The sequence below is a fragment of the Bartonella sp. AA81SXKL genome, assembly GCF_042196945.1.
Classification (GTDB): domain Bacteria; phylum Pseudomonadota; class Alphaproteobacteria; order Rhizobiales; family Rhizobiaceae; genus Bartonella.
Genome location: NZ_JBHIRH010000013.1, coordinates 34,807 through 45,281, shown reverse-complemented (window position 1 = coordinate 45,281; position 10,475 = coordinate 34,807). Strand labels below are relative to the sequence as shown.

Sequence of the window (10,475 nt, the reverse complement as noted above, 5' to 3'; positions counted from 1 at the left end):
CCCGCATCTCAAAGGGGAACCCGCATCTCAAAGGGGAACCCGCATCTCAAAGGGGAACCCGCATCTCAAAGGGGAACCCGCATCTCAAAGGGGAACTAAAAAACTGTAAAACCGTTTAATAGTGAAGAAGCCCCTAAGCTGACAAATTGGAGTCCGCGCTGTCAACCTGTCATTTGGAAAATAATTGATGAATCCCCTTGTTTTTATCCTCTTATTAGTTTCATGTACAGATGATTTTAATAGTTGCTATTCGAACAATACAATGGTTAAAATCTATCCCACGGCTCAAGCTTGTGAACAGGCCATGGTCCCGTCCACAAAAAAGTTTGCACTTTATGGACAACAAATTTTTGCTCAATGTATAAACGTACACCCCAATTTACATCAACAAGAAGTAAACTTGATCTGGTCTGTAACAAACCATGGAAATTTCCTGCTTAAAAGCCAAAACGTAAAGGACAAGCTGTCTACAGTCCAGAAAGAAGATATTTTACCAACATCGCTTCCTCTTTTGCATTCTTCTTCCACAAACCTCTTGCACAAAAAACTTTAAAAGCATAAACCCATCAGATCTCAAAAAAATAATCAATGAAAGACATGATGGATAATAAGCGAATGCAACCTTCAAAAGACCATCACACAGAGCAAAATTCTCTGCCTCAAGATCTCCCTTTAGACCCTGCTGTAGAACGAGTAAGAAAAAAACTTATGGGTTTAATGATTATTTCCGTTTTAATAACGCTTTTCCTTATTCTAACCGTACTGTTTTTAATTGTTTATAAAGTGATAACAACCGGATCAGCGCCAAAACAAACAGAGCTATCTTCCTCTCTCAGCAAAAACCCACACGTTATCCATCATACGCTCTCTCTACCGGAAAAAACACAGATTTTGTCGCAAAGCCTCTCAGAACACAATATTGTACTGAAAGTTTTAACCCCTGATGGACAAACAAAATTTATGATTTACAATTATCACACCGGTGCACTTGTCTCCATTCTTTCTATTGAAACAACAAAAGAGAGAACGAAGATAATGCCTCATTAAGCAAACTAACATCAATAAGCGCTGACATAGCATCCTTGAAGGTTTAAACATTTTCTGCAAGCCGGCATTATCACACGCTTTGCCAGCGCGTGGGTGTTGCTGACAATCCTTGGCGCTAGAGAGAGAGTTCATAAGAGCCATTTTTATTCCTTTCTTATACAAATTTATCCACACGGGCGACGGCGCGTTTTTTACTGTATCCCCTCACTTAAATCTTGGAAAAGAAGCAACCTTTCTGTCAACGCATTCCCATTTTTAAGAAAACTGACATCACTTGGGAAAAGCTAATAAACGTGCAAGAAATACCTCTTCTTGAGTGTAAAAATTCAACATATTAATTTATAGTGATGATTTATTTTGCATGTCAAACGAGAATCTCAAATACTGTAAGATTCTCTCATCTCAAATCTATTTATGATGAAGCTCATCAAAATCATTTCCTCACATATCCTAGCAAGGAAATCGATAAATAAAATACCTCTTATGAATGATCCGCTATCAAAAGAAGAACTGTTGCAACATTGAAAATTAAAGCAATAACGCCCAGCTTACATCTTTTATTAAGCAAAGATAACCGATGGATTTCACATGATAGAATTCATGAACACCAGCGCGAAATGGGCATGAATACATTGAATATAAGTGTGAATTAAATAAAACAACGACATTGCGTTCTTCATAAAAGAACTGCCTCTTAAAATACACGGATGTGGTTTTCTCTATATCCCCTTACTTAAATCTCAGCAAAGAGGCAATCTTTTCTGTCAACAGCCTTCGTTAAGTTTCTGATACAGCCCCATGAAAACTCAAGGAAAGCGCAAGAAGCTTCTTGAGCATATTATAATTTATTATCATGATGCCAATAACATCACCACACAAGCGGGCTTACACAGCACCCTTCAGGTTTAAACATTTTCCTCTGCCTCAAGATTGACCACTCGGCGACGGCGTGGTTTTCTCTGTATCCCCTCACCTAATCCAGGCAAAGAAGAATCCTCTTTTGTTGCTGTTTTTGTTGCTGTTGATGCATCTCCATTGCTAGAGTTTTCTGCTGTTGTAAGTGAAAGCTCAAGAGATGATTCATCTTGAGTCCGTACAGTACGTCGACGAGGAGAACGACGTATTTTTTTGACAGGTTCAACATTTTTCTCAGAGAGGCAGTGCTCTTGATCTGTTTTTTCATCCGATAGAGCCTCTAAAGCGTTTTCACGCGCATCCCCATTTTGCGCTTTATCATATTGGCCATTGCCATTTTTTTGCGACGACATTTGTAATACATCTGTATCACCCTCGACAGCATCCTTTTTTTCACCATCAAGATTTATTTCACCGCATTCTTGCCCATTGTTTTCATCACGATTTTCGTTTTCATCACCACGATTTTCATCACGCCGAACCGATTGAGACATTTGCCCAGCTGCTGCTAAAATAATACGCAAATAGTGCTCGGCATGTTGTAAATAATTTTCCGACATAACACGATCACCTGCACCTTGTGCATCACGCGCAAGGCTTATGTATTTATCGGCAATTTGCTGAGCATTCCCGCGAATTTTAACATCCGGACCGCTACTTTCATAATTGCGAGACAACGGATTAGGACCGCGACGATTATTATTGTTATTACCATTATTGTTATTATTGCGACCGCGTACCCGTCTATTTTGTTGTGGCCTCATCTTTATCCCTTTTTGGAGTGTTTGTCTTATGTGTGTCTTAATTGACGCTTCCTCATTACATTATCTTTTGATAATGCTGATCATGTTTAACATACGATTATCAAGCTATCCGCGTTTATTTCACTCAAACGAACCCTACTGATATTGATAAAAGCATATATTTTCTTGAAAATCACAAAACAGCAGGGAAATCGTAAATCAAAAATTCCCTTTTTCTCTGTCAAACAGCAGAAACCTAATGATGTTCACGTAAAATGCCAAGTGTTTTTTTTAAAATAAACCATATTTCACTAAAAAAAATAATTATCTTGTGGAAAACAAAAAGGAAAACACACATATAACACACCTGACAAAGAAAAAATTCCTGCCAGAGAATAGTAGAAGCTTCCTTTTTTGCTCTAAAACCACCGCTCCTAAAAACGCCGATATTCTCTACCCCCTCGTGCATTTAACTCACAAGCACTTCCATCCCAACGAGTCACTGCGCGAACCTCTTTATTTTATAAATATAGCCTCTCTTCATCGCTAAAGCAACCCCTTGCGAGCGATAATCCACGATCGCCTCACAAAACCTCTTAACTTTTATAGATAGATTAACACGAAGTATTATTCAAGCCCTATAATCACCAAGAGATCAATCTTCTTTCCCAAACAAGTCAATGATACTATCAATTTTTATTTTAACCCATAGAGTTTTTAAGTTAATCACAGTTTTTATTTATAACAAATTGAGCTTAAAAACAAAATATTTAAATACAAAAAAATATCAAATTATGAAAAAAACGACCAATATGTCACACTTTTTTAAAAATCAGCTTCTTCTCAAAAAAATACCCTCCTCAAAGCCTATCAATAAGAATGGCCTAACGTATTTCCTTACTTATCTTTTCTGATAAAGAAAACTAGAATTATAAAACAAGCACATTTTTAAACCCAGCACAGCGCTTTACGCATGAAGAAGCCGTAAATGTTTATAAAAGGAATGTTTTTTTACTCATTTTTGTCATGTCTATTGACTTACACCCTCAAAGAATGAAGGTTCTCAAATCACACTGGTCTGTTAACAATGAAAATACTTATAAAATTCATACACTAAATTGATTTGTAATGATAATTCATATTTTTTGTGTTGAGTAAGAAAATTAATACCGTAGGATTTTTCATCCTCAATCTGTTTGCTGTTGAATCAATCTCTTTTTCTTGCATGTTACATGTGGGAAAACCTGCGTGGAGTAAAAACGATAAAAAAGTGCCTCTTATGAACCGTCTCTAAGGCCAAAGGGCTGTCGAGAGGCACCATTGGGAGCGAGCAAAGTGTGAGATAGTACCGGCTTACTCTTTTTTAAACCATAAAGATGAACTTGCTTTATAAATTTTATACATTTCATGAGGGCTTTACCATTATACCATTCACCAGAACCATTACGAAATGGATTTCCCACACTCGTTATTTCCCTTAAAAAAGCGCAACAAATCCTCCTAAAACTCCACCACGCCTCCTTAAACATTTCAAGGAAGCATCCATGCCTTATGTCGCCACACCTTAAATAAGAAGTGCGATATAACAAGATAAATAAAATTTCTATTGGTCTCGAGGCAGATCGTAATTTAAGGGGTTTTTATCTTTTCATCAAAATTCGCATCCTTTTAACTTTCCGTATAAAAACTTAAAAGTAATTGCGCCTTTTGCCTGTTTTATTTTCTCTTTCATTCAGAAAACAGTCTCGTAAGAGAAAATAATTTCCATCCCCAGGACGGACCCTCGTCAAACATTGTTTTTTAGCACTATCAGAAAGCTTATCCCACATTTCACGAATAGCAAAATAGGCCTCACTTTCCAAATTAAGACAATGCTGATAAACCTCTCTTTTCATATCAGGCATAACGGAAGCAGCAATTTCCTTGCAATATACGCGTAGATCAAAAACAGGAATAACCAATTCAACGGGTGCTTGTTGTGTTACTTTTTTATGAGAAGAAAAATAACTAACCACCTTTGCAACAACAAAACACAAAAACACTATACAAAAAAGTATTATGCAAACAAAAGCAATCTTGCGATATAATCTTTTGAAATAAGCCTTTTGTCTTGCTCGGATTCTTTTTTCCATAAAGATTATACCCTTTAATATCCCAAGAGAAGCTTTTACAGCAAAAAATGATAGAAGTATCTGTGTACACAATACAGGTTATAGCCGCAAACGATCAAGACTCTTATGTCAAAAGACTCTCTTTTTTACCGTATAATTCTTATCGTATAAAATTCTTATGAAACACTTTTCTCATGCCCTTTATGAAAAAATAGGGCTGATGATTTTCTCTCACCACTTTTAAAGACGAAGATTCTTCATCCATGCGGATCTATAAACAATTCGTCTTTGTTAAAACACATCACATTGATTTACAAAGAGTATTTATTGTTTTGCACGTTGAATGAGAAACCCGAACACCATAGGATTCTCTCATTCCAAACCTGTTTATGTTAAATCAACCAAAACCATGTCGCTTACAAGTTACAAGCGGAACTGGCATGTGGATTAAAAACTGTACAAAAAAGGCATATGCCTCTTATGAATCGTCTCACGAACCAAGGCTTTCGTAACATTGGAAACTGGAAAAATATATGAGAGTACCAACCTGCACTTTTATGAAGCATAAAGATGAGGGAGATACCTTATAAGTTTTATACATTTCATAGGGGCTTTACCCCTATACCATTGACGAGTGTTCTTGTAAAAGGGACTTGGGAGTGGGATATCTCTTTAAAAACAAGTCCATGAATATGCAATAAATGTATATTCGGAGACAAATAATATTTTAATATTTGAGGCATTCTGTTTTTATGTGAGAGGCATGATCCCAAGAAGACACACGATACATAAAAGCATAAGGCATTATCTTCATTATTTAAATAATATTGCTATAGATAGTTTTGAAAATTATAAAGGAAAAAGATGATAGTCCGAAGAGTGATTGATATGCCTTTATATTTTTTCTCAATAAGGTTGTCTTCCTATTTCAGAAATCACTCAAATACAGCCCTCATCTGGCATATATAAAGTCTAGCTTACAAAAGCTGGAATCGCTCAGAGAGTTTTGCCCTTCTGAATCCGTAAGGCTATCATTCTTCTTTCTCTCAAACATGCTACAGCTTTGAAATTTGATGTTGATTGACAAGCAACAAAAAAAGCTCTGCACTCTCTTAAGAAAACAACGCCTTAAAGTTACACACATAATGGATTGGAAAGATGTCCTAGCTTTTTATCAAACGCGCTGTAAAACAACGAGTGTAACATATTAGCTTTGCTTATCCCAAAAATGTTCATCCCAATCTCTTGTATCCAAATCTCTTATATCTCAATCTCTTGCATCCAATTCCCTAGCCTTCAACTCCCTAGCCTTCAACTCCCTTGCATCCAATTCCCTTGTGTCCAATGCATAAAAATCAAGTTGAAGAAAATATATGGACACCCCTGAACTCGAAAATATGAAAGGAAGGCGTGACAGAGTTTCGCGTTCCTTTGTCATGCAAAAGCATTAGACATTCTGAAACAAGCACACTTACTGTCTCGTAATGATTCCTTTTTTCTGCTACCGGTCAAATCCCTTTATTTAGAGAATTGGCTATCACAAGTTATGCAACAAATAGCGCTATATGCAACAAACAGAACCTGATTTATATCCGCATGGAATTCGTTCCAGTTTACATGATTGGCTCGCAAAATCCACTTGACTTTCCCCTTTGTCTTTTCCCCTCATGGGATCTCTATCACCATAGAACAAAAAGCGATATTTTATGACGCTTTATGGACAAAATCCCCACCGCCCGAAGAGTTCATCACATGACGAAAAAAACACTCCCCATATTCACCACACACAAACACTTCAATATATAAAACTTACATGCCTTCTATCACCGCACTCTCAAAAAGCAGCACGACAACAAGATAAGAAATTATTGATGTAAAACTCCAAACAAAGAAAAAAACGGATTTTCTAATCGAGGTAAACAAATACTGTTAAATCAACGCTTCCATTTTTGATGATGTCACACCTATGCTTTATAGCACCCCTATCACACTTCATAATACCGAAAAATTTTCTCTGCCCTACGCACTATACGCATCAGAACCAATCAAATAAAACAGAAATGCACTATCTTCCTACTTTTTTGTTTTTGATTAAATAGCAAGATATAGCTGTAATTCTTTAAAGAGCTTCATACCATAGATTCATTTTATACATAATATCATCAACAGAATGTTTGTATGTGCTGCAGGAAGAATCCCCAGAACGCTCCATATGACCACTGGATGAAGAGCTGTTACAGGATTCTACAAGAAATGCCAGTGACATTGGAGATAACGCATCCTCGCTATCAGAATAATAAGCTGATAAAAAAGTGTAATCTTGTGAAGGAAGTGTCCCCGAATTTACTTGTGATGGAGCGGCAACAAAAAGAGAATTAAAGGTTCTAGGACCAATGACAATATCACCATTCGCTTGCCGCATAATACTTCTTGCAGAGTATATATGATTTGTATTGATTGCCCCCAGCGAAGCCCATTCATCCTGCCATAAATATGCATAATAAAGATCCATAACTTGTTCATGTTGAACAACGTTGTCAGCAGACATGGCTGTATCAAAGAGTGAGTTAGGAACATAATAAAAATTTATATCTGGAATAATTTCATATAGCCAGTACGTTTCATCAGGATTATTAGCAATCTGTTGCCGCGCCATTCTGTAAACTGCATCCATATTTGCAGTTGTAGACACAAATGCTGAAGTCTGTTGAGCAAGAGAGTGCCCAGTTACATGATGTATGATATCCTGATCATCCCCCCAAGGGGCAAAACCTCCTCCAAAGAATATAACAGATGGAGAGCGATCATCTATACGGAAAACCATATGGGGAGGATCAATAGCATATGACAGATTTACATCTGAAAAGAAAAAAAATAAAACTGTCACTAAAAATACTGAGAATGCTCTTTGAAACATTTTTATACCTTTGATATACACTCCATATTTTATACCTGTAACCTCTTGAAGCGTTACAGATATAAAAAGGGAGAAAAACCCCTATTGATCTTATTTTAAAGTGATGGCTAAAACCCTTTTTGCTGGCACATTACCCGCTTCAAAAATAACCATTACTTTTCGGTTCAAAATGACTGCGGTTTTTGCCAAATCCAAAATACTTTTTCCAACAATGTTATCACAGCCCCAAACACCTTTTTGAATGTCTGAAGTAGGGCTGATACCGTATCTGAGCTCTAGGAGACATTGTGCTCCTGCGCTAACGACTTGAACCGAATTAAGATAACCGTTTTGTTCATAAACTCCAGCATGAGAAACACCTGTTGTTAATGCTATTATCACCGAAACGATGGATATTTTTTTCAAAAAGCTTTTCATAATTTACCTCTTTTAAATTTATTGCAACGGACATGAAATGCATCCCCATGCAATCTAATGGATATTTTTAACCTCCTCGCCTCCTTAAAGACGAGAATTTTAACCAGCTTTAGCCCGTGATAAGACTGCCTCATCTCAGTCTATTCTTACCTCTATCCCCGCTGTTGCACGATTTATTTTACAGGCTCTACAGCAAAGCCTTCCCTTATTGATGCCGCGTGAATGATGACTCATGCACACAACAAAACACCGCATGCACAAGCTCTACCATTGGCGATATCTACCACTGACAATGTCTGCCATTGTTAATGTACGTGCATTCTACGGATTCAAAATGTGTCTATGATTTATTGCCTATCGCAAGCGGCATACTGTCAACAAAGACAATTAAGACACGTATTTACAGCCTCACTAAGCTTAAATTTGTCTAACACCAAACGCTAGAATGAAATTGCCATCTAAGCTCAAACGACGATTGATACAAAATCACTCAGTTTAAAATAGAATCAACTGTAGTTGAATATCTTAAGATAGATCCTCAATACCGATAACTCATGAATTCTGTAAAACATGAACGATTATACTCTGAGTAAAAACTGTAAATCAGAAAACTGCTAGGGTTAAAATAGCCTTAGTGTAGAAGATTGACCATTTTCCAAGCATCGCCTATTTAAGTCACAACGAATACAGATAATACGCTTAATTATCACGCACTCTCAGCCCTCGAATAACATTGATTGAATAGTTACTTCTATAACAAATATCAACGAATTGCGATGTACTGTAAGCTCTATAGGCCAGCTCAACAATCTCAGGACTTTGAATATGAAATGTTCTTCCTACAATTTTTGACATTTCTGGCTCTTCTGTAGGCCTCGTTTCTAAAACAGAGAGAATATTTACCCCTTGCAAATTTTTATATGGAATTACAGAAATATTATTGATGATTTGTGAGCGAACCATTGTTCCACCGATATCTGAACAATCATCTGAAATAGTCCACGGACGTGCAGAAGCTGGTCCAGTAAGACACAAAGCTAAAAATATTAAAATCAATTTTTTCATTATAGAATACCTCTTTTTCATTTTTGGTTGATCAAAAAAATAAATGCTCTATGGACAGGCAAATAACTATCCTGTTCACAACTATCTATCTCACTGCTTTAAAGGAGCTAAATCCCATAGAGACACAAATCGAGATGGTTAATCACCCATCGTTTTACTTTTATCCGCTTCTTCAGCGTCTTGTTTGTGTTTCACATCTTCAAGATCTCTGATAATCGTTTTCAATTGTTGTTCTAAAATATCCAAACGCTGTGTAAGTTGGAGAATATTTTGAGTCTGTATTTTATCAAAACATTGGAGATCTTGACGTGTTTGCTTCAACAGAGCATTCAAAGGAGCATGTCCCATTCTTCCGCTAGCATAAAGAACCACACGAATACATTCAGGATCATCAATATCAGCAATAGAAAATGGAAAAAGTGCCATTATATCCCCCTTTTTGATAAGCTAAACGCGTATTAAGCATTTGAATATCTTTTTCCGTTGTACGGCTCTTGCATTTCTCAGAAAACCTCAGACAACTATATGAAAGGCTTTTGAAAAAAAATTTCCTCATCGAAAATTTTTACAAGGTATTTTTTAGATTATATTCCGTTTTTCACCTAAAATGATAATTTTATCACCTGAAACCAAGAAAAATGCATGATCACCTTGCATGCTGTGTTAGCTTTCCCCAAAAGGACAAAGCCCGCTCCACCGGTCTTCAAACAATACCAATCAATAAACAACAATCTGTCAACAATCTGGCTTCGTATCTAACAGATTTAACTTGGCTTACCTTCAAATGTATCCTTGTCATGCATCCCCTGTCCAGAGTTACTCTACAAACAACACTGCTTTAGGAATACGTACAGATGAAAAACACCCCATGCATAAAATTTTAACCGCATCTCAAACAATGGTATTTTACGACACAACAGGATAAACCATTGTCTTACAGATTTTCTCGTATCACTCTCATTCTGTTTCAAGAAGTTTCCTGACAAGTACAAAATGCATCTAAGAGAGTCAATTACTCACCATGTGTTAAACGCATCGCCAAAAGACTTCGCAAACCCAGCGCCCATTTTGAAAAAAAGAATGCTTTTTGCATACACGCTCTACCCAAAAGAGGGAGAGTACCATTTTGCCTTTTCTCGCTTTAAATAAACATATCCGTTGACCTCTTCCCGCCACCTCAAAAGACAAAGATTTTAGCCCCACATCGGTTTATAAAACAATCCAACTACTCTGAAGGGATTCCGTCTGCTGCTCACTTAT

At 36.7% G+C, this 10,475-nt stretch carries 10 protein-coding genes; 3 read left to right on the top strand and 7 right to left on the bottom strand.

Features of this window, described 5'->3' with window-relative positions:
* The first annotated feature begins 187 nt into the window (after positions 1 to 187).
* Both ACFINZ_RS06990 and ACFINZ_RS06985 read left to right on the top strand, forming a co-directional pair.
* Complete coding sequence (locus tag ACFINZ_RS06990) at positions 188 to 553, top strand: hypothetical protein (protein ID WP_375636963.1); 366 nt, start codon at positions 188 to 190, stop codon at positions 551 to 553.
* Positions 554 to 597: 44 nt separating this feature from the next.
* The gene (locus ACFINZ_RS06985) at positions 598 to 1,047 is read left to right on the top strand and encodes a hypothetical protein (protein WP_375655327.1); all 450 of its coding nucleotides are present in this window, start codon (positions 598 to 600) and stop codon (positions 1,045 to 1,047) included.
* A 905-nt stretch (positions 1,048 to 1,952) separates the two neighbouring features.
* On the opposite strand, the gene ACFINZ_RS06980 is transcribed toward ACFINZ_RS06985, so the two are convergent.
* From ACFINZ_RS06980 to ACFINZ_RS06970, 3 genes are all read right to left on the bottom strand, one after another.
* Entirely contained in the window at positions 1,953 to 2,726 is a 774-nt protein-coding gene (locus ACFINZ_RS06980; RefSeq protein ID WP_375636953.1) for a DUF4167 domain-containing protein, read from the bottom strand.
* Between the two features lie 1,256 nt (positions 2,727 to 3,982).
* Complete coding sequence (locus ACFINZ_RS06975; protein WP_375643268.1) at positions 3,983 to 4,168, bottom strand: hypothetical protein; 186 nt, start codon at positions 4,166 to 4,168, stop codon at positions 3,983 to 3,985.
* A 225-nt stretch (positions 4,169 to 4,393) separates the two neighbouring features.
* Positions 4,394 to 4,837 carry a hypothetical protein gene (locus ACFINZ_RS06970; protein ID WP_375633300.1) on the bottom strand — a complete coding sequence of 148 codons (444 nt, stop codon included), beginning with the start codon at positions 4,835 to 4,837 and terminating at the stop codon, positions 4,394 to 4,396.
* A 1,685-nt stretch (positions 4,838 to 6,522) separates the two neighbouring features.
* Between ACFINZ_RS06970 and ACFINZ_RS06965 the strand changes: the two genes are divergently transcribed.
* Positions 6,523 to 6,693, top strand: a complete 171-nt coding sequence (locus ACFINZ_RS06965; RefSeq protein ID WP_375633301.1) for a hypothetical protein — start codon at positions 6,523 to 6,525, stop codon at positions 6,691 to 6,693.
* Positions 6,694 to 6,935: 242 nt separating this feature from the next.
* Here ACFINZ_RS06965 and ACFINZ_RS06960 read toward each other — a convergent pair whose 3' ends face one another.
* The 4 genes from ACFINZ_RS06960 to ACFINZ_RS06945 all read right to left on the bottom strand — a co-directional run bounded on the left by ACFINZ_RS06960 (position 6,936) and on the right by ACFINZ_RS06945 (position 9,641).
* Positions 6,936 to 7,733 carry a hypothetical protein gene (locus ACFINZ_RS06960; RefSeq protein WP_375617997.1) on the bottom strand — a complete coding sequence of 266 codons (798 nt, stop codon included), beginning with the start codon at positions 7,731 to 7,733 and terminating at the stop codon, positions 6,936 to 6,938.
* A 90-nt stretch (positions 7,734 to 7,823) separates the two neighbouring features.
* Positions 7,824 to 8,150 carry a hypothetical protein gene (locus tag ACFINZ_RS06955; protein ID WP_375684127.1) on the bottom strand — a complete coding sequence of 109 codons (327 nt, stop codon included), beginning with the start codon at positions 8,148 to 8,150 and terminating at the stop codon, positions 7,824 to 7,826.
* 699 nt (positions 8,151 to 8,849) lie between these two features.
* Positions 8,850 to 9,215, bottom strand: a complete 366-nt coding sequence (locus ACFINZ_RS06950; RefSeq protein WP_375634556.1) for a hypothetical protein — start codon at positions 9,213 to 9,215, stop codon at positions 8,850 to 8,852.
* A gap of 138 nt (positions 9,216 to 9,353) precedes the next feature.
* Positions 9,354 to 9,641: a hypothetical protein gene (locus ACFINZ_RS06945; RefSeq protein ID WP_375633305.1), complete on the bottom strand. Its 288-nt coding sequence runs from the start codon at positions 9,639 to 9,641 to the stop codon at positions 9,354 to 9,356.
* Positions 9,642 to 10,475: the final 834 nt, after the last annotated feature.

Bases quoted from the DNA above. Each gene is read 5' to 3' on its own strand.
- ACFINZ_RS06945 (WP_375633305.1), bottom strand. From the start codon at position 9,641: ATGGCACTTTTTCCATTTTCTATTGCTGATATTGATGATCCTGAATGT.
- ACFINZ_RS06950 (WP_375634556.1), bottom strand. From the start codon at position 9,215: ATGAAAAAATTGATTTTAATATTTTTAGCTTTGTGTCTTACTGGACCA.
- ACFINZ_RS06960 (WP_375617997.1), bottom strand. From the start codon at position 7,733: ATGTTTCAAAGAGCATTCTCAGTATTTTTAGTGACAGTTTTATTTTTT.
- ACFINZ_RS06965 (WP_375633301.1), top strand. From the start codon at position 6,523: ATGACGCTTTATGGACAAAATCCCCACCGCCCGAAGAGTTCATCACAT.
- ACFINZ_RS06985 (WP_375655327.1), top strand. From the start codon at position 598: ATGATGGATAATAAGCGAATGCAACCTTCAAAAGACCATCACACAGAG.
- ACFINZ_RS06990 (WP_375636963.1), top strand. From the start codon at position 188: ATGAATCCCCTTGTTTTTATCCTCTTATTAGTTTCATGTACAGATGAT.
- ACFINZ_RS06970 (WP_375633300.1), bottom strand. From the start codon at position 4,837: ATGGAAAAAAGAATCCGAGCAAGACAAAAGGCTTATTTCAAAAGATTA.
- ACFINZ_RS06980 (WP_375636953.1), bottom strand. From the start codon at position 2,726: ATGAGGCCACAACAAAATAGACGGGTACGCGGTCGCAATAATAACAAT.
- ACFINZ_RS06955 (WP_375684127.1), bottom strand. From the start codon at position 8,150: ATGAAAAGCTTTTTGAAAAAAATATCCATCGTTTCGGTGATAATAGCA.